Annotated in this window: 18 protein-coding genes; 11 read left to right on the forward strand and 7 right to left on the reverse strand. The window is 71.1% G+C overall.

The window, feature by feature from the left end; genetic code table 11:
* The first annotated feature begins 19 nt into the window (after positions 1–19).
* The gene (locus tag AW274_RS23700) at positions 20–736 is read left to right on the forward strand and encodes a GNAT family N-acetyltransferase (RefSeq protein ID WP_062436398.1); all 717 of its coding nucleotides are present in this window, start codon (positions 20–22) and stop codon (positions 734–736) included.
* On the opposite strand, the gene AW274_RS23705 is transcribed toward AW274_RS23700, so the two are convergent.
* Entirely contained in the window at positions 726–1,775 is a 1,050-nt protein-coding gene (locus tag AW274_RS23705; protein ID WP_062436401.1) for a serine hydrolase domain-containing protein, read from the reverse strand. The genes AW274_RS23700 and AW274_RS23705 overlap by 11 nt on opposite strands.
* A 167-nt stretch (positions 1,776–1,942) precedes the next feature.
* Here AW274_RS23705 and AW274_RS23710 point away from each other — a divergent pair, with 167 nt between their 5' ends.
* Both AW274_RS23710 and AW274_RS23715 read left to right on the forward strand, forming a co-directional pair.
* A complete protein-coding gene (locus AW274_RS23710) occupies positions 1,943–2,308 on the forward strand; it encodes a hypothetical protein (RefSeq protein WP_062436403.1) in 366 nt (121 codons plus the stop codon).
* Complete coding sequence (locus tag AW274_RS23715) at positions 2,305–3,738, forward strand: multicopper oxidase family protein (RefSeq protein WP_062436405.1); 1,434 nt, start codon at positions 2,305–2,307, stop codon at positions 3,736–3,738. The genes AW274_RS23710 and AW274_RS23715 overlap by 4 nt, the downstream gene beginning before the upstream one ends.
* On the opposite strand, the gene AW274_RS23720 is transcribed toward AW274_RS23715, so the two are convergent.
* The gene (locus AW274_RS23720) at positions 3,728–4,366 is read right to left on the reverse strand and encodes a response regulator (protein WP_062436407.1); all 639 of its coding nucleotides are present in this window, start codon (positions 4,364–4,366) and stop codon (positions 3,728–3,730) included. The genes AW274_RS23715 and AW274_RS23720 overlap by 11 nt on opposite strands.
* Positions 4,363–5,409: a sensor histidine kinase gene (locus AW274_RS23725; protein WP_198169375.1), complete on the reverse strand. Its 1,047-nt coding sequence runs from the start codon at positions 5,407–5,409 to the stop codon at positions 4,363–4,365. The genes AW274_RS23720 and AW274_RS23725 overlap by 4 nt, the downstream gene beginning before the upstream one ends.
* A gap of 112 nt (positions 5,410–5,521) precedes the next feature.
* Between AW274_RS23725 and AW274_RS23730 the strand changes: the two genes are divergently transcribed.
* The 5 genes from AW274_RS23730 to AW274_RS23750 all read left to right on the forward strand — a co-directional run bounded on the left by AW274_RS23730 (position 5,522) and on the right by AW274_RS23750 (position 12,372).
* Complete coding sequence (locus AW274_RS23730; protein ID WP_062436411.1) at positions 5,522–6,427, forward strand: ATP-binding cassette domain-containing protein; 906 nt, start codon at positions 5,522–5,524, stop codon at positions 6,425–6,427.
* Positions 6,424–7,899, forward strand: a complete 1,476-nt coding sequence (locus tag AW274_RS23735) for a DUF1349 domain-containing protein (protein WP_062436413.1) — start codon at positions 6,424–6,426, stop codon at positions 7,897–7,899. Before AW274_RS23730 ends, AW274_RS23735 begins: the two co-directional genes overlap by 4 nt.
* The gene (locus AW274_RS23740; RefSeq protein WP_062436415.1) at positions 7,896–8,591 is read left to right on the forward strand and encodes an ABC transporter permease; all 696 of its coding nucleotides are present in this window, start codon (positions 7,896–7,898) and stop codon (positions 8,589–8,591) included. The genes AW274_RS23735 and AW274_RS23740 overlap by 4 nt, the downstream gene beginning before the upstream one ends.
* Positions 8,592–8,601: 10 nt before the next feature.
* Positions 8,602–10,878: an ATP-binding cassette domain-containing protein gene (locus AW274_RS23745; protein ID WP_198169376.1), complete on the forward strand. Its 2,277-nt coding sequence runs from the start codon at positions 8,602–8,604 to the stop codon at positions 10,876–10,878.
* 678 nt (positions 10,879–11,556) lie between these two features.
* Positions 11,557–12,372: an SGNH/GDSL hydrolase family protein gene (locus tag AW274_RS23750; protein ID WP_062436417.1), complete on the forward strand. Its 816-nt coding sequence runs from the start codon at positions 11,557–11,559 to the stop codon at positions 12,370–12,372.
* Between the two features lie 206 nt (positions 12,373–12,578).
* Here the strand turns inward: AW274_RS23750 and AW274_RS42700 are convergent, their stop codons facing one another.
* From AW274_RS42700 to AW274_RS23765, 4 genes are all read right to left on the reverse strand, one after another.
* Positions 12,579–12,707, reverse strand: coding sequence for a hypothetical protein (locus AW274_RS42700; protein WP_269750619.1), 129 nt, complete (start codon positions 12,705–12,707; stop codon positions 12,579–12,581).
* A 186-nt stretch (positions 12,708–12,893) separates the two neighbouring features.
* Positions 12,894–13,214 (reverse strand): hypothetical protein, encoded by a 321-nt coding sequence (locus AW274_RS23755; protein WP_062436419.1) that lies wholly within the window; start codon positions 13,212–13,214, stop codon positions 12,894–12,896.
* A gap of 507 nt (positions 13,215–13,721) precedes the next feature.
* Complete coding sequence (locus tag AW274_RS40505; protein ID WP_062436421.1) at positions 13,722–14,873, reverse strand: hypothetical protein; 1,152 nt, start codon at positions 14,871–14,873, stop codon at positions 13,722–13,724.
* Positions 14,870–15,403 (reverse strand): RNA polymerase sigma factor, encoded by a 534-nt coding sequence (locus tag AW274_RS23765; RefSeq protein WP_157520681.1) that lies wholly within the window; start codon positions 15,401–15,403, stop codon positions 14,870–14,872. Before AW274_RS23765 ends, AW274_RS40505 begins: the two co-directional genes overlap by 4 nt.
* A 360-nt stretch (positions 15,404–15,763) precedes the next feature.
* Between AW274_RS23765 and AW274_RS40510 the strand changes: the two genes are divergently transcribed.
* From AW274_RS40510 to AW274_RS23775, 3 genes are read left to right on the forward strand one after another with little or no spacing between them, the layout of a single operon-like run.
* The gene (locus tag AW274_RS40510) at positions 15,764–15,904 is read left to right on the forward strand and encodes a hypothetical protein (RefSeq protein ID WP_157520682.1); all 141 of its coding nucleotides are present in this window, start codon (positions 15,764–15,766) and stop codon (positions 15,902–15,904) included.
* Entirely contained in the window at positions 15,905–16,357 is a 453-nt protein-coding gene (locus AW274_RS40515) for a hypothetical protein (RefSeq protein WP_157520683.1), read from the forward strand.
* 35 nt (positions 16,358–16,392) lie between these two features.
* Positions 16,393–16,677, forward strand: coding sequence for a hypothetical protein (locus tag AW274_RS23775; RefSeq protein ID WP_062436427.1), 285 nt, complete (start codon positions 16,393–16,395; stop codon positions 16,675–16,677).
* The last annotated feature ends 1,248 nt before the right edge of the window (positions 16,678–17,925 follow it).

Raw genomic sequence — 17,925 nt, forward strand, 5'->3', positions numbered from 1 at the left:
TTTGTGTATGGTGCCGCCCATGGACCAGCCCGAATGGTGGCGGCTCGAACGCCGTGCCGCCCGCGCCTGGCCGGCCGTCGACGCCGAGGAGCGCGACGGCTGGCTGCTCCGGCACACCCCCGCCGTGCCGCGCCGGCGCACCAACTCGGCCCTGCCGCTGCCCGGTTCGACCCCGTCGATCGAGGCGGTCGAGCGCTACTACCGCGAGCGCGGCCGGGCGGTCTGCGTCCAGGTCAGCCCGGCCGAGGCCCACCCGGACCTCGACGCGGCCCTGGCCGCCCGGGGCTACCGGCGCGACGCCCCGACCCTGATCCTGACCGCTCCGGCGTCGGCCGTCGCGGGGGAGGCCCCGTCGGTGGAGCGGATCCGGGACCGGTCGCGCTGGCCCGAGGTGTTCGGCGGCCTCGACGAGCGGCTCACCAGCGTCGACGTCGTCCTGCGCATCCCCGAACCGGTCGCGTTCTTCGCCGCGACCGTCGACGGCGAGCTCGCCGGCATGGGGGTGTTCGCCGTCGACGACGGCTACGCCGGCGTCTTCTGCATGGTCACCCGGCCCGGCCTGCGCCGCCGGGGCGTCGCCTCGGAGATCCTGGCGGCGGGCGCCGCCTGGGCCGAGGGCGAGGGCGCCCGGTGTCTCTACCTCCAGGTCGAGGAGGACAACCCGGGCGCCAGGGCCCTCTACGCCCGGCACGGCTTCACCCTGTCCCACGGCTACCACTACCGGATCACCGACTGAAGACCTCGGCGAGCACCCGCTCCACGAACTTCTGGAAGGACTCCACCTGGGACATCGTGGCGTCGTCCACGAAGGTCAGCGAGCCGGTCAGGACGGTCTCGCCGTCAGGGGTGGCGTACATGAGGGTCGCGTAGCCCGACAGGCCGCCGTTGTGGTTGAGCAGGGCGCCGTCCTGGAGGACGAACAGGCCCAGCCCGTAGCCCGCCTTGGGGTGGGGGGTGCGCATCTCGTCCAGGAGAGGGGCCGGGAGGAGCCGGCCGGACATCAGCGCGGAGACGAACGTGGCGAGGTCCTCGGTGGTGGAGATCATGTCGCCGCCGGTGGAGATCCACGACGGGTTCTGGACGGTGACGTCGACCGTCTTCTCGACGCCGTCCTCCTCGTAGCGGTAGTAGGCGTGGGCGTGCGGGCCGGGGATCCCGGTGTCGGTCCCGGGCAGGAGGGTGTTCTCCAAACCGAGCGGGCCGAGGATCAGCCGGTGGGTCTCCTCGGCCAGCGAGCGGCCGGTGACCTGCTCGACCAGCAGCCGGGCCAGCACGTAGTTGGTGTTGGAGTAGTTCCAGTCGGCGCCCGGCTCGAACCGCGCGGGCTTGGCCAGCGCGAACCGGACCAGCTCCGCGGGCTCGTAGGTGGTGAAGCGGGCGTCCACCCACTCCTTGCCCAGCACCGGGATGCCGGGGACGACGGTGCCGTCCTCGAAGTACTCGCCGGTGAAGGCGAACACCCCGCTGGTGTGCTGCAGCAGCATGCGCACGGTGATCCGGGGGTCGAGGTCGAAGCCGGGCAGGTGGCCGGCGACCGAGTCGTCGAGCCCGAACCGGCCCTCGCCCACCAGCGCCAGCACCACGGTCGCGGCGAAGGTCTTGGTGGCGCTGCCGATCCGGAACCGCCCGTCGGCCGGGGGACCCTCGGGCTCGCCCAGCCGGGCGACGCCGGCCGTGCCGACCCAGACCTCGCCCCGGTCGCGCAGGCGCAGCTGGGCGCTCAGGATGCCGGGGCCGACGAGCTCGTCGATGGCGGCCTGCAGTGTGGTGGACATGTGGTGCTCCTCGCCTCAGCGGTGTTCGATGGGTCAACCGTCGCCGACCGCGCTGACACGGGACCGTCGCGGCGCTGACACGCGGCCACGGCTACCGCAGCGGGCGTAGGCGACGGGCCATCCCCGGCATGACGCGCCGGGCCACCGCGGGCGGCGACGATCGGCCCATGAACACGGCATATCTGGGCGCGCGGCGGATCGTGACGATCGTCCTCGCGGCCGCACTCCTCATTCAGGGCATCACCGCCGGGCTGCTGCTGGCCACCCCGGGCGGGCGGGGCATGCACCGCGCCACCGCGATCCTGGTGCTGCTGGCGGCGCTGGCCTCCCTGGTGGTGTCGATCATGACGAAGGACCGGAAGGTGATCGTCCCGGCGGTCATGACCCTCCTGCTGGTCTTCGTGCAGATGTACCTGGGGATCGCGCACTTCAAGGCGCTGCACGTGCCGATCGGCATGCTCATGTTCGGCGGCGTGGTCCATTCGCTGGGCTACCTGTTCCCGGCCCGGCAGACCGCGTCGGCGGCGGCGTGAGGCTCAGCCGGCGCGAGGCCCTGGCCACCATCGGCCTGGGCGGGTTCGCCCTGGTCACGGGGTGCTCGCTGCTCGCGGGCACCCCGGTGCCCCAGGTCCTGCGCAGCACCGCGCCCCTGCCCGAACCGTTCGCCGTCCCGCTGCCGGTGCCGCCGACGGCCCGGCCGGCCCGGCGCGGCGACACCGACCACTACGATCTCACCGCACGTCAGGCCGTCGCCGCCATCCTCCCGGGGCTGCGCACGCCGATCTGGGGCTACGACGGCGTCTTCCCCGGCCCGACCATCGAGACCCGGCGCGACCGGCGGACCGTGGTCCGGCTGACCAACGGGCTGGCCGCGCCGACCGTGCTGCACCTGCACGGCGGCCACACCCCGGCGGCCTCGGACGGGCATCCGACCGATCTCGTACACCCGGGGGCGACCCGCGAATACGACTATCCGATGACGCAGCGCGCCGCCACGCTCTGGTATCACGACCACCGCATGGACTACACCGGCCCGCAGGTCTGGCGCGGCCTGGCCGGGCTGTTCCTGGTCCGCGACGACGAGGAGGACGCCCTGCCGCTCCCGAAGGGCGAGCGCGAGGTCCCGCTGGTGATCTGCGACCGCACCTTCGCCGCCGACGGCACCATGCCCTACCCGGGCGTGCCGGGGAAGCCGGGGGCGAAGGAGGCGTACATGGGCGGGGTGCTGGGCGACGTCACGCTGGTCAACGGGGCGCCGTGGCCGGTGCTGAAGGTCGCCCGCGCGCGCTACCGGCTGCGGGTGGTCAACGCGTCGAACGCGCGGCCCTACGAGTTGTCGACCGGCGGCCCGATCGTCCAGATCGGCACCGATGGCGGCCTCCTCCCCGCCCCGAGAACCCTCGATTCCGTACGGCTCTCGCCCGGCGAACGGGCCGATCTCGTCGTCGACTTCGCCGCCCACCGGATCGGCGACCGCGTCGAACTGCGCGACCTGGCCGACGACGGCCGCGTGATGCGGTTCGACGTCGACCGCGACGCCCCCGACGAGTCGTCGATCCCCGAGGTGCTCTCCCGGGTCGACCGGCTCGACCCCGCGTCGGCCACCGCGACCCGCGACTTCGAGTTCACCAGCGGCAACCTGCACGGCGGCACCGGCTGGCTCATCAACGGCAAGCCGTTCGCCGCCGACCGGGTCGACGCCACGGTGAAGCTCGGCGCGACCGAGATCTGGCGCTTCACCAGCGACGTCAGCCACCCGATCCACCTGCACCTGGCGCACTTCCAGGTGATGGCCGACGGCACGCCGAACCCGGAGTGGAAGGACACCGTCGAACTGCGCGAGGCGCAGACCCTCGAGGTGATCGCGAAGTTCGACGGCTACCCGGGGCGCTACGTCTTCCACTGCCACAACCTCGAACACGAGGACATGGCCATGATGGCGACCTTCGACGTCATCCCCTGAAGCGCGGCACCACCAGCCCCGACTCGTAGGCGGCGACCACGGCCTGCGTCCGGTCGCGCAGGCCGAGCTTGTTCAGCACCCGGCTGACGTGGGTCTTCACCGTCTCCTCCGTGACGGTCAGCCGGTGGGCGATCTCCGGGTTCGACAGCCCTTCGGCGATCAGCCGCAGCACCTGCGTCTCCCTCGGCGTCAGCCCCTCGACCGACACCTTCGGCCGGAGCTGGGCGAACTCGCCGATGAGCCGCCGGGTGACCGTGGGCGCGAGCAGCGCCTCGCCGGCGGCCACCACCCTGACGGCGTCGAAGAGGCGTTCGGCGGTGACGTCCTTGAGCAGGAAGCCGCTGGCCCCGGCGCGCAGCGCGTCGTAGACGTACTCGTCGAGGTCGAAGGTGGTCAGGATGAGCACCCGGGCGCCGGGGGACAGCCGCCGGGTGGCCTCGATGCCGTCCATGACGGGCATCCGGACGTCCATGAGCACGAGGTCGGGCGTGGTCGCGGCGCAGACCCGCACCGCTTCCGCGCCGTCGGAGGCGGTGCCGACGACGGCGAAGTCGGGCTGGGTGGCGAGCAGGTCGGCGAAGGCCGACCGGACGACCGGATGGTCGTCGGCGATGACGACGCGGATCATGCCGTCGCCCCGGGGAGGACCGCCTCGACCATGAACCCGCCGCCTGTCACCGCTCCGGCCCGCACCGTGCCGCCCACCGCGCCCGCGCGTTCGCGCATGCCCACCAGGCCCAGCCCCTCGGCCGGGTCGTCGGACCCCGGCCCGTTGTCGCGGACCGTCACCCGCAACTCGCCGCCGCCGTAGGCGAACTCCACGTCGACGGCCGCGCCCGGCGCGTGCCGCCGGGCGTTCGTCAGGGCTTCCTGCACGATCCGGTACGCCGCCAGCTCCGCCACCGGATCGAGGGCGATCGGCGTGCCGCGCAGGATGAGCCGGGTGGCCCCGCCGGAGGCCGCGCGGGCCTCGTCGACCAGGGCGTTCAGCTCCCGCAGCCCCGGCTGGGGCGCCCGTTCCGGCGGCCCGGTGTCCTCCCGCAGCACGCCGAGCAGTCGGCGCATCTCGGTCAGCGCGCTCCGTGCGGTGTCGCCGATCGCGCGCAGCCGCTCGGCCCCGGCGGGCGGCAGCCCCGGGGTGGCCAGCCGGGCCGTCTCGGCCTGCACGGCCACCATCGAGATGTGATGGGCGACCACGTCGTGCAGCTCCCGCGCGATCCTGGCCCGTTCACCGGCCGCGCTGCGGCGCAGCAGGCTCTCCTCGATCACGTCGCGCGCGGCGGCGCTGACCCGGGCCCTGCTCCTGGCCTGCCAGGCGATCCCGGCCAGCGCGGCGCTGGGCGTGAGCGCCGCCGCCACCGGGGCGTGCCCGGTCACGGCCAGGACCAGGCACGGGAGCGAACAGGCCAGCGCCGCCCGGTCGGCGGTCTCGCCCAAACGGAACAGCGCGATCATGGACGCCGCCAGGCCGGCGTACGCGGGCTGCCGGAAGGCCGTCAGCGAGACCGCCGTGGCCAGCGTGACCAGCACGGCGGCGGCCGTACGCTGCGGCCACAGCAGCACCAGCGGCAGGGTCGTCGCCAGGCCCACCAGCGCCAGGGCCATCGACTCGGAGACGCCCACGGCGAAGGCGGCCACCACGAGGAGACCTGCGACGACACGCCCGTTCACCCAGGTCATTCTGCCCGCCGGGGGAGGAACCGGCATCCCTCGTACGAGCGATCCCAAGACCGCTCCGTCGCGGGACGCCCCCGCAGCGACCCCGACCCTAGGGTTCCGGAGCATGGACGCGACCGTCGCAGTCAACGGACTGCGCAAACGTTTCGGGACGACCCCGGCCCTCGACGGCATGACCTTCACGGTCGGCCCGGGCACGGTCACCGGGTTCGTCGGCCCCAACGGGGCCGGCAAGTCCACCACGATGCGGATCGTCGTCGGACTCGATCGGCCCGACGCGGGATCGGCGCTGGTGGGAGGGGTGGCGTACCGGACCTTGAGAAGACCCCTGACCCACGTCGGCGCGCTGCTCGACGCCTCGGCGCTGCAGCCGAGCAGGACCGGCCGCCACCATCTGCTGTGGCTGGCGCAGTCGCAGGGGCTCGGGGCCCGCCGGGTCGACGAGGTGCTCGACCAGGTCGGCCTCGGACCGGCCGCGCGGCGCAGGGCGGGCGGCTACTCCCTCGGAATGCGGCAGCGGCTCGGCATCGCGGCCGCGCTGCTCGGCGACCCGCCGATCCTGCTGTTCGACGAGCCGTTCAACGGGCTCGACCCGGAGGGCATCGTGTGGATCCGCGGCCTGCTGCGCTCGCTGGCGGACGAGGGGCGCGCGGTGCTCGTGTCGAGCCACCTGATGAGCGAGCTCCAGGACGTCGCCGGGCACGTCGTCGTCGCAGGCCGGGGCCGGGTCGTCGCCGACCGCGACGTGGAGGACCTCATCGCGGCCGCCTCCGACGGCCGGGTGGGCGTGCGCACCGCCGCGCGCGAGGACGCCATGGAGGCGCTGGCCCGCGCGGGCGCGACCGTGACGGTGACCGGCCCCGACACGCTGACCGTGTCGGGGCTGCCGGGGGCCGGGACGGTCGCCGTGCTGACGGCGGCCGGGGTGCCGTTCGCCGAGGTGAGCGCCCATCGGGCGACGCTGGAGGAGGCCTACATGGAGCTCACCCGAGAGAGCGTGGAGTTCCGGTGATCGCGCTGCTGAGGTCCGAATGGACCAAGTTCCGCACGGTACGCGGCTGGATCGCCGGGTCGATCGTCGCGATCCTGCTCACCGCCGGGGTCGGCCTGCTGGGCGCGGCCGGGTCGGTCCGCTCGTGCGAAGGGCCGCAGGGGGACGTCTGCCCGGAGATCCCGATCGGGCCCGGCGGCCAGGCCGTCACCGACCGATTCTCCTTCTACCACCGGGCGCTCCCCGCGGACGGCTCGATCACGGCCAGGGTGACCGGCGTCAGCGGCGTCATCACCTACCCGCCGCCCGGCCACGACCGGATCGTTCCGGGCGTGGTGCCCTGGGCGAAGGTCGGCGTCATGGTCAAGCGCGACCTCACCCAGGGGTCGGCGTACACCGCCGTCATGGTCACCGGCGACCACGGCACCCGCGTGCAGGACGACTTCGTGAACGACCTCGCCGCCGGCCGCGACCCCTGGGTGCGGCTCTCCCGGAAGGGCGACGTGCTCACCGGGGCCACCTCGCCCGACGGGAAGTCGTGGCGGGTGGTCGCCTCGACCCGAATGGCCGGACCGGCGGTCGTCGGCCTGTTCGCCGCCTCGCCCTGCGACGTCACCCTCAGCCAGGGTTCCCTCGGCGGCATCGTCGGCGCCTGCCGGCTCACCAACGTCACCGGGAGATTCGAAAACGTCAGCGTCGAAGGGGCCACCGGAAGCTGGACCCACGACGACATCGGCGGCGAACCCGGCGCGCCCTCGTTGTCGGTCGGTTCGGCGCGCGACTGGGGGACCGCCGTCCAGCTCACCGGGTCGGGCGACGTCGCCCCGGCCGGGATCGAGGGCGGCGCGGTCATCGAACGCACCCTGAGCGGCGCGACCATCGGCCTGATCGCGGTGATCGTCGTCGCGGTGCTGTTCGTGACGGCCGAATACCGGCGCGGCCTGATCGGCTCGACCCTGGCCGCCACCCCCGGCCGGACCGGGGTCCTGCCCGCCAAGGCGGCCGTGGTCGCGGCGGTGACGTTCGCCGGAGGGCTGGTCGCGGCGGCCGTCGCGGTGCCCGTCGGGCTGCGGCTGATGCGCGACCGCAACAACGCCGTCGCGCCCGTCGGCACGCTCACCGAGGTCCGCGTGATCGTCGGCACGGCCGCGCTGCTGGCGGTGACGGCGGTGCTGGCCCTCGCCATGGGCGCGATCTTCCGGCGCAGCGCGGCGGCGGTCGTCGCCACGATCGTGCTGGTCCTGCTGCCGCAGCTGCTCGCGACGGCCTCGGTCATCCCGGCGGCGGCGGCCGAGTGGCTGCTGCGCGTCACCCCGGCGGCCGGGTTCGCGATCCAGCAGAGCATCCCCATGTATCCGCAGGTCGAGGACTACTCCGTGCCCGCGCTCGGCTACTACCCCCTGCCGCCGTGGGGCGGCTTCGCGGTCTCCTTCCTGTACGCGGCCGCGGCGCTCGGCGCGGCGATCGTGCTGCTGCGGCGGAGGGACGCATGACGGCGATCCGCGCGGAGTGGACCAAGTTCCGCACCCTGCCCGGCCTTCCGTGGCTCGTCGCGGCGCTGGTCGTGGTGACCGTCGGCGTGGGCGCGGCGGCCACGGCGCTGACGCCCTGCTGCGACGTGCTCCCGTCACGGGTCTCGCTCGCGGGCGTGGCGGCCGGGCAGGCCGCCGCCGTCGCCCTGGCCGTCGCGGTCGTGTCGGGCGAGTACGGCACCGGCATGGTCCTGACGAGCCTGCTCGCCGTGCCCGGCCGGGGCCGGCTGCTCGCCGCCAAGGCCCTGCTGACCGGCGGCCTCACGCTCGCGGCGGCGCTGGTCGCGATTCCCGTCTCGGCGCTCGCCGGCCCCGGCGCCACGCCGACGGCGGTCGCCGGGTCGATCGTCTACCTCGTCCTGGTCTCGCAGTTCGCCCTCGGCGTGGCCGCGCTGGTCCGCGACGCGGCGGTGGCCATGGGCGTCACCCTCGGCATCCTGTACGGACTGCCGCTGGTCGTCCGCCTGTTCCGGGACCCCCTCTGGCAGGAGCGGCTGACCTGGCTGACGCCGATGGAGGCCGGGCTCGCCGTGCAGGGCGGGCTGGCGCCGATCGGCACCTGGGCCGGGCTGGCGGTGCCCGCCGTCTACGCCGCCGCGGCCCTGGCGGCGGGGTGGTGGCGGATGGGCCGAAGTGTCGGTCCGGTCGTCTAGGCTCTCCGGCGTGCTGCCTCCCCTCAACGAATCGCTCGCGGCCGACTCCCACAGCCTGATCCAGGTGCGGGGGGCCAGAGAGAACAACCTGGCCGACGTCTCCCTCGACATCCCCAAGCGCCGCATCACCGTCTTCACCGGCGTCTCCGGGTCGGGCAAGTCGTCGCTGGTGTTCGGCACCATCGCGGCCGAGTCGCAGCGGATGATCAACGAGACCTACACGGCGTTCGTCCAGTCGTTCATGCCGTCGCAGAGCCGCCCCGACGTCGACGCGCTCCACAACCTGAGCGCCGCCATCGTCGTCGACCAGGAGCGCATGGGCGCGAACTCGCGCTCGACCGTCGGCACCGCGACCGACGCCTACACCATGCTCCGCGTCATCTTCAGCCGCCTCGGGCAGCCGCACGTCGGGCCGTCGACCGCGTTCTCGTTCAACCTGCCCGACGGCATGTGCCCGAAGTGCGAGGGCCTCGGGCAGGTCTCGACGGTCGACGTCGACCAGCTCGTCGACCGCGAGAAGTCGATCAACGAGGGCGCGATCACCGTCCCGCAGTTCACCATCGACAGCTGGTACTGGCAGATCATGGCCCACTCCGGGTTCTACGACCCGGACAAGAAGCTGAAGGACTTCACCGACCAGGAGTGGGACGACTTCCTCAACAAGCCGCTCACCAAGGTCAGGGTCGGCTCCAACAACCTCAGCTACGAGGGCCTGATCGTCAAGGTCAACCGCATCTACCTGACCAAAGACCGCGAGTCGATGCAGGGCGCCATCAAGGCGTTCGTCGACCGCGCCGTCGTGTTCGCCCCCTGCCCCGAATGCGGGGGCGCCCGGCTGACCCGCGCCGCGCTGTCGTCGAAGATCAACGGCGTGAACATCGCCGACTGCTCGTCGATGCAGGTCAACGACCTGGCCGCGTTCCTCCGCACGATCGACGACCCGAGCGTCGGCCCGATGCTGACCGGCCTGCGCGACCTGCTCGACTCCCTGGTCGGCATCGGCCTCGGCTACCTCAGCCTCGACCGCTCCTCCGGCACCCTGTCGGGCGGCGAGGCGCAGCGCGTCAAGATGGTCCGCCACCTCGGGTCGAGCCTCAGCGACGTCACCTACGTCTTCGACGAGCCGACCGTCGGCCTCCACCCCCACGACATCCGCCGCATGAACGAGGTCCTGCTCATGCTGCGCGACAAGGGCAACACCGTGCTCGTCGTCGAGCACAAGCCCGAGGTCATCGCCATCGCCGACCACGTCGTCGACCTCGGCCCCGGCGCGGGCGAGAACGGCGGCACCATCTGCTACACCGGCGACGTGCCCGGCCTGCGCGCCTCCGGCACCCTCACCGGCCGCCACCTCGACCACCGCGCCAAACTCCGCGACCGCGTCCGCACCCCCAGCGGCCACATCCCGATCTCGGGAGCCACCCTCCACAACCTGAAGGACGTCAGCGTCGACATCCCGCTCGGCGTGCTCACCGTGGTGACCGGCGTCGCCGGATCGGGCAAGAGCTCCCTCATCCACGGCTACCTGTCGGGCCGCGACGGCGTGGTCGTCGCCGACCAGACCGCGATCAGGGGCTCCCGGCGCAGCAACCCCGCCACCTACAGCGGCCTGCTCAGCCCGATCCGCACCGCCTTCGCCAAGGAGAACGGCGTCAAGGCGGCCCTGTTCAGCGCCAACTCCGAAGGCGCCTGCCCCGGCTGCAACGGCATCGGCCTCATCTACACCGACCTGGCCATGATGGCCGGGGTGTCGTCGGTGTGCGAACAGTGCGAGGGCAAACGCTTCACCGCCGAGGTCCTCGGCTACAAACTGCGCGGCAAGAACATCCACGAGGTCCTCGGCATGTCGATGACCGAGGCCCGCGACTTCTTCCCCACCGGCCAGGCCCGCACGATCCTCGACCGCATGGTCGACGTGGGCGTGGGCTACCTGAGGCTGGGCCAGCCGCTGAACACGCTGTCGGGCGGGGAACGGCAACGGCTGAAACTGGCCATCCACATGGCCGAGAAGTCGTCGGTCTACGTCCTCGACGAACCGACCACGGGCCTCCACCTGGCCGACGTCGACCAACTGCTCGGCCTGCTCGACCGCCTGGTCGACGACGGCAACACGGTCGTCGTGATCGAGCACCACCAGGCGGTCATGGCCCACGCCGACTGGATCATCGACCTGGGCCCGGGAGGCGGTCACGACGGCGGCGAGGTCATCTTCACCGGCCCGCCATCTGCGCTCATCGCGGACGCCGACACCCTGACGGCCCAGCACCTGCGGGAGTACGTGGCCTGACGGGCGGGGCAGCTTGGGTGAGCCGGGAGCGGGCGTGGTCGGCGGGCAAGCCCCACCTGGCCTGACTCGGGGGTAGGCGCGGTGGCGGGAAAGGCTCAGTTGGCCGGGGGCGGGAGTGACGGCGGGCATGGTTCACTCGCCTTGAGCCGGGGCAGGCGGTGGTGTCTGGTTCACCGGGCCTTGAGCTGGGGCGGGCGTGAGGGCGGAGGAAGCCTGGCCAGGCCTTAAGCTCGGGCGCGGCCGCGGCGGCGGGGCAAGCCGTGCCGGGCCTTGAGTCGGGGGTGGCTGCGGCGGCGGGGCAAGCAATGCCAGCCCTTGAACTGGGGGCGGCTTCGGCGGGGCAATCCGTGCCAGCCTTTGAGCCGCAGGCGGCTGCGGCGGGAGTGGTCCACCGGGCCTTTAAGCTTGGGCGGGCGTCGCGGCGGTGGAAGCCTTACCAGGGCCCTAAGGCGGAGGCTGTCGCGGCGGCGGGATGAGGCTCATCGGGCATAAGCGCGGGCAAGGGCTCACCGGCCTTGAACCGGCGGCGAGTGTGACGGCAGGGCAAGGCTCACCGGGCCTTAAGACGGCTGTCACCTGGGCGGTGAGAACCGGACAGGCGGGGCTGATGCGATCGCACCGCACGCGTCCCCTGGTTCGGGCCGGGCGCGCCACGACCACCCGAGCGCAGGAGTCGGCATGCGCTACCTCCGTTACGTCGCCGTCGGCGACAGCCAGACCGAAGGCCTCAACGACGGCGACGAGACGGCGGGCTACCGAGGGTGGGCCGACCGGTTCGCCGAGATGCTCGCCGTCCACCATCCCGGAATCCAGTACGCCAACCTCGCCATCCGCGGCCACCGCACCCGCCACGTGAGGTCGCTGCAACTCGACCCCGCCCTGGCGATGCGGCCCGACCTGGTGACCGTGATGGTCGGCATGAACGATCTGGTCCGTCCCGGCTTCGACGTCGACGCGGTGATGGCCGACCTCGACGCCGTCTACGCCGCCTTCGCCGGGGCCGGGGCGACCATCCTCACCTTCACCTATCCCGACGTGACCCGGATCTCCGCGATGACCCGCCACCTGCGGCCGAGGCTGCTGGAGTTCAACCGGCGCATCCGGGAGTCGGCCCGGCGTCTGGGGGTGATCGTGGTCGACACGGAGTCCTACGAGATCGGCGTGGACCCGAGGTTGTGGTGCCGCGACCGCGTGCACGCGACCCCGCTGGGCCACTCCCTGATCGCGGCCGGTGCCGCCCACGCCCTCGGCCTCCCGGGCGCCGACGAGTCGTGGGCCGCGCCGCTGCCGCCGCTGAAGACCCCGAACCGGCTGGCCAGGTATCTCGCGGAGGCGGTCTGGGTGGTCACTTTCCTCGGCCCGTGGCTGATCCGCCGCCTGACGGGCCGCTCCTCGGGCAACGGCCGCCACGCCAAACGCCCGGCCCTCACGGACGTCGTGCCGGGTGACCGGTCGTTCACGCCCGTGGTCTTCGGCAAGGGTGCCGGGACGTAACCAGGTGCCGCGTTGCCGGGGGCCGTGTCCCGGTTAGCGGCACCCCTTCGCGACGATCTCGCTGCCCGCTGCCCGCTGCCCGCTGCCCGCTGCCCGCTGCCCGCTGTCGGGTGCGCGCTGTTGGCCGGAGGTGCCCGTTGCCGTGCTGGGAACGGGGGTGCCGGCGATGCCGTCGGCCGACGTGGTTGACGTGGTCTTCGCGCGTTTCACATCAGGGCGCCCACCAGACCGGAGGCGGATCCCAGCAGGACGCAGCCGCCCAGCACCCAGGCCAGGCCGGCGGCGTGCTGACTGCCTTCTCCCTGGTGGTGGGAGATGGCCATCTTGGCGGCCACGGTGAACACCCCGCCCACGCAGACGGCGGCTGACCACCCAGACGCCCCAGCCCAGCACTTCAGCAGCTTGTCGGAGCCGGGCGGGGGAGTTGCCCATCCCCGGGTCGGGCGGCCCGGCCGCCGCGAGCACCTGCTGCAGCGCTTCCAGATGGAGCATCTCCATCACGGCGATCACGCGCTGGATCATCAACTACCTCCCAGAGTGGTGGGTCGGGTGAGAACGGTCAGGTCGGCCGCCGCCGCGAAGGCGCGGGGCAGGCTGGCGGCGACGTGCGGGTCGCCGTGGCGCAGGGGCTCCACCCAGGGCAGCTCCCACACCTGCGGCAGCCCGTCGCCCACCAGGGGCAGCAGCTCGCGTAGCGGGCGGGGCAGCCGGCCGGGAGCATCGGCCACGGCGACCAGCCCCAGCACCGTGACGCCCTCCGGCACGGCGGCGGCGGACCACTGCCGGGCGGCGGCCTGCGCGGCCCGCAGGCCGCTGGCGTGGGTCCGGGCGACCAGGACCACGGCGCAGCCGGGAGTGGAGATTTTCGGGGTCGGGCCAGTAGCGCCAGGCGTCGCTTCCTGTTACCTGGAGAGTTGCATGGCCAGAAGTCCACGTCGTGAAGCTGACGCTGGTGAGGGTGAGCCTCCGGCGGAGTTCATCATCCGCATCCCGCTGAAATGGGGGAAGCCCTTGTTTTGGCTGTTGGCGCTGCTGTTGACGGTCATCGCGGCGAGTTGCGGGGTTGACCTCCCGCTCCCGTAACGCCAGTCGGTTTCCCGCCCGCGACTTCTTCACGGGTGGGGCGCTGTGCATTACGAGTACGAGATCGCGGCCTGGGGTGGGTCAGCGGCTGCGCTTGGCGCGGCAGGCGCGCCGGCCCCCCGGGCCCGACCATTGAGCAGGCGTTGCCCCTCTTGGGGGCGGGCAGGCCCGCCGCAGGTCGCGCCAGTGGCTTCGGTTGCGTCTGATCGGCGATCAGGTAGTCGAGGTCGCCGGATCCCAAAGGTCAAGCTTGGACGTTTCGGGACTTACGCCAGGGCGGACTGTGACTCTTGTTCGTCTCCATCACGCACTTTGTAGACACCTGGCCGGATTTCTTCTGATTGGTCTTCAACGACTTCTCGTAGGTCTGCACACCAGATGGTGGATCGTGTCCACATGACCCCGGCGACGGCATTCACGTCCGTGACACGCAGATGCGACAGGTCCATCCCCGAAACGTCCAAGGGAATCGCAATCAGTTCTCTGGCCATGATCGCGCCGAGGTTCTCATAGAGACTGACGACCTGCGCACATGCAAGGTCAAAGGTGGAAGTCAGGTCACGGTCGAGAACCTGAGCGAGATTGAGGGCTTGGGCCAGCGCGGGGGCCTGGGCGCGGTCGAAGGTGAGAGCCCGATCGAGGGCACGGCCAAGGGCCAGTGCCAGGTCACGGACCAGGTCGCGGGCCAGGGCCAGAGCCAGGTCACGGGCAACGGTGAAGACGAGGGAGAGGTCACGCTCACGGTCACGTTCACGGGCACGCCGACGGTCGCGGTCGAGGTTGTGCTCGAAGCCGAGGTAGGAGTCGAGGTCCCAATCAAGGTCGAGACCGAGGCCGCTCACCCGGTCTAGAGCGCGATCGAGGGCGAGGTGGAGGGCCCGGCCGCGGCTGCGGTCGCGAGCGAGGGCAAGGGCAAGGTCGAGGTCGAGCGCATGGGCGAGGTCACGATCGAGGGCGAGGGCAAGGTCGATATCGCGTGCCAGATCATGGACGAGGCTGTGGACGGGGCCGCCGAGGAAATTGCGTAGCAGGTTGCGGTGGGTTGGTACGGCAGCTATCGCGATCGCCCGGATGACCGCGGCGCTGATGACGAGCGGCAATGCGATGGTCTTGATACGGAAGGGCAGATCCGACTGACGTGCCCGCCGGCAGAGCTGGTACGGATCCTCGGTGGTTCGGAGAAGATTGCGCAGCTCGATGATGGCTTGGGCGTCGGCGACGCGCCCCGGCTGAGGTAAGGGAGCCGGGGCATCCGGCTGTGAGGCTGGGTGTGCCATGAGGGCGAGCAGGCCGACGGCCGGATCAGTATGCCGCTGGATGTGGCGGAGCATGCTGGAGTGGGCGGCGGTCAGAAGAGCGTCCAATTCGCTGTCGGACAGTTCGTCGGGAAGGTCGCTCGGGTCATGGTCACGGATCATCGGGCTGTGTCTCCTTCCTGCACGTGTACTGGAGCCAAGCGCTTGGCCAGGACCCTGCGAGCCTTGGCTCGAAGGTTGCGCACCAACTGAGGGTCGATGCCGAGTTGGCGGCCGATCGTGGTGTCGGTGAAATCGTCCAAGGTGAAAGCCATCACGATCCGGGCCTGTTCGTCATCGATCCCCTGCAAGGCGTTCAGAACATCGATGGTCAGCGTCGACAGTTCCGCCGGATCATCCTGAGAAGGGGCGATAAGCGCCATCAGTTCGTCGTCAACGAAGAGGGTGATCGGCTGGCACCGGCGCATCCCCGCCGGGCGATCGTGCTGGCGCAGCGCGACAGTTCGGATCCATGCCTCCGGGTTGCGGATCATCTCCCAGTCGACCGGCTGCTGCACTATCCGCCACGCCTCGAGAAAGGCACCTTGCGCGGCGTCCTCGGCGGCGGGAAGGTCGGCGCCCCGGGCCCATCTCACGAACCGCACCACCTTGGGGTACTGGTCGCTGTAAAAGTCCAGGAACTGCTTACGCATCGCCACCACTGTGTCACCCGTCGCCGGGCTCGTGGTGGGGAAACGGGCGGAGTCTTGGCGGTAGACCGGTTCATCATCCGTCTCATCCCCGGCCATCGTCGGCCCTGCCATGACGGCAGCGGTCGCCGCATGTAAGCGCCTCGGAGTGGGTGCAATCCGATGGTCGGCGCCGGCCACGGTAGCGGCTCACTATAGGAAGCGCGGCGCTGATTACTCCCAGCACCGCGATCAAAACTTGCACCGCTAACGCGGCATCCATCTCGGCTCCTGTCACACAGAAGAGGTCTCATCTGTGTGTGGCCGAAAATCACCAAAACCGGTAAGCCAGTTTTCTGGCGCCCCAAGAGTCACGCGATGAACATGCCGTACGACGTTGCCGACCTCCATCTCGACCGGTACGCCGCGCGGTACGCCAAGGTGCTGGGTACGCGGGTCGAGAGGGCGCAGGAGCTCCTAGACGCGTGCAGGCTGGGCAGCGGGTTGAGCAAGCGGGCGTTGTAGTTGATCACTGGTGCGGCCACGTCATCGGACGCCAGCCAATCCTCTGCCGCGTTTGGGTGCCGGGCACTCTACGGTCGGCGGTGTGCAGACCAAAGCGCGCTTAAAAGGACAGATAACGACTTACGGCTCCTGGCGGATCTGTTCGCCCAAGGGAAGCTGCGCATCGGGCAAGACGAGGCAGGATGTTTCCTGTCCAGTCCGCGGCTGGACGGGCTGATCGGTGCTGAGCTGCTGGAGACCGCCGGCCACGTGCTAACCGAGGTCAATGGCATCGCGACCCTGGTGCACCGTTCCTTTATTCCCGTAGAGCTCGATGGCCACTTCGATGACGCTCAGGGCCGCACGCACGCGGTGATCGCCATCGGGACCGTCGTGGCACGGGCCTCGGCCGGCGCTCCCACGGTGCTACTTGACGGCGTCGCGCAGCCGCGTATCCCCCTGCTAACGCGTTAGCGCGTGCGGCGGCTACGCACCCCGACGTCGCCGAAGTGGTGCGGCAGTTCGCCAGCCAGCCCTTCGGCTGGGTCGAGATCTTCAAGGTCTTCGAGATCATCACGGCCAACATCAAACCTGTCGGGCTCGACACGACGGGGTGGGTGACCCGTAAGGACCTGAGCCAGCTGACCGAGAACTGCAACCGGCCCGAACTCGGCGGCCCCACCGCCCGGCACGCGCGCCTTGCGGGCCAGCCCGGATCGCAACCCCTGGCGATCGAGAAGGGCCGGGAGCTGATCAACGTGATCACCCACCGATGGGTGGAGAGTCTTTCCTGACCGGGCTCTTGCGGCGGCGATTCGGCGCACGCCTGCGCGCGTCCGCGAAAGGGTGTTCTGGTGGTCGCCGGAAGGAGGGTGTGTTGATGACTGTCAAGGAGACGCCCACTGTGTGGTGCCCGGATCATCTCACCTCCCGGGCCGCGTACTGACCTTCGCCTGCCGTCCTCCCTCGTAGGGCTGCTCTGTTCGGTGATGGAGGCGGTCAGGTCGGCGAGGTCTCCCAGGTCATCGCGCGGGTTGGCCGGATAGGAGGCCAGTTCGGCGATCCGCTTCTCGATGATCTCCAGGCTGGCGGGTTCTTCGGCGCTGGTCGCAGCGGATGCTGCCGGAAAGGCGGTGGGTACCGGTTAGCAGCAGCCCTTCGCGACCGCAACGATCCCGCTGTCCGCTGTCCGCTGTCCGCTGTCCGCTGTCCGCTGTCCGCAGTTGGGTGCGGGGGTGCTGGGTGCGCGCTGTCGGCGGTTGGATGCCTATTGCCGTGCTGGGAGCGGGGTGCCGGGTCCCGGCTAGCGGCAGCCCTTTCGCGACCGCGACCATCCCGCTGCCTGCTGCCTGCTGCCTGCTGCCTGCTGCCTGCTGCCTGCTGCCTGCTGCCTGCTGCGGGGTGCCAGGTTCGGGTGATGGGTCTGAATGTGCCCTGTCTTCGGGTGCCGCGGTGACCATCCTCCTCGGCCAACCGTCCTCCTAGAGGTAGCCGACGCCTCGGTGTGCCCATCGAAGACTGACCGGCTCTTCCGCCTGACCGGCTGTTCGGGCGGCGGGGCCGAGGGGTGCTGCGCGGGGCCGATCTGGTGACGGGGAGCGGGAGGTCGTGGTCGTGCTCAGGCCAACTGCGCCGGGGGAGGAACGCTGCTGCGGCGCTGTTGTGCGTCGGTGCTGGAAATGCCTGCTTGTCACCGTGGTCTCCGGCGCCAATAAGGCCTGGATTCGAGCATGTGTCGGTGCTCGTTCGAGAAGACCGTTATTGGCGAGGTGAAGCGGGATGCTCGGCCGCCCGGCTTGGGTGCCATCGTTGTCGGGGGCAGTGGGCATCGGCTGCCGGAACGTCGGTGAGGCGGGGCGTTCGAGGGGACAGGGCTGGGCGTTCGTCTGGTTGTCGACTGCTCCGGAGGTACTTCTATAGGCCGCCGTGCGCCGCCGCTTGGGATGCCGTCCCGCGTCCTAGGTTACAACCCGTTTCACAAGCGACATTTCTCCACATTTATCTATCCGCCACGTTACCCCCACTGTCCGCAAGCGGACGGT

Source organism: Herbidospora daliensis, from assembly GCF_001570585.1.
Classification (GTDB): Bacteria; Actinomycetota; Actinomycetes; order Streptosporangiales; family Streptosporangiaceae; genus Herbidospora; species Herbidospora daliensis.

Bases quoted from the DNA above. Each gene is read 5' to 3' on its own strand.
- AW274_RS40510 (WP_157520682.1), top strand. From the start codon at position 15,764: ATGCCGTACGACGTTGCCGACCTCCATCTCGACCGGTACGCCGCGCGG.
- AW274_RS23720 (WP_062436407.1), bottom strand. From the start codon at position 4,366: ATGATCCGCGTCGTCATCGCCGACGACCATCCGGTCGTCCGGTCGGCC.
- AW274_RS40505 (WP_062436421.1), bottom strand. From the start codon at position 14,873: ATGATCCGTGACCATGACCCGAGCGACCTTCCCGACGAACTGTCCGAC.
- AW274_RS23730 (WP_062436411.1), top strand. From the start codon at position 5,522: ATGGACGCGACCGTCGCAGTCAACGGACTGCGCAAACGTTTCGGGACG.
- AW274_RS23740 (WP_062436415.1), top strand. From the start codon at position 7,896: ATGACGGCGATCCGCGCGGAGTGGACCAAGTTCCGCACCCTGCCCGGC.
- AW274_RS23700 (WP_062436398.1), top strand. From the start codon at position 20: ATGGACCAGCCCGAATGGTGGCGGCTCGAACGCCGTGCCGCCCGCGCC.
- AW274_RS23765 (WP_157520681.1), bottom strand. From the start codon at position 15,403: ATGCGTAAGCAGTTCCTGGACTTTTACAGCGACCAGTACCCCAAGGTG.
- AW274_RS23710 (WP_062436403.1), top strand. From the start codon at position 1,943: ATGAACACGGCATATCTGGGCGCGCGGCGGATCGTGACGATCGTCCTC.
- AW274_RS23705 (WP_062436401.1), bottom strand. From the start codon at position 1,775: ATGTCCACCACACTGCAGGCCGCCATCGACGAGCTCGTCGGCCCCGGC.
- AW274_RS23750 (WP_062436417.1), top strand. From the start codon at position 11,557: ATGCGCTACCTCCGTTACGTCGCCGTCGGCGACAGCCAGACCGAAGGC.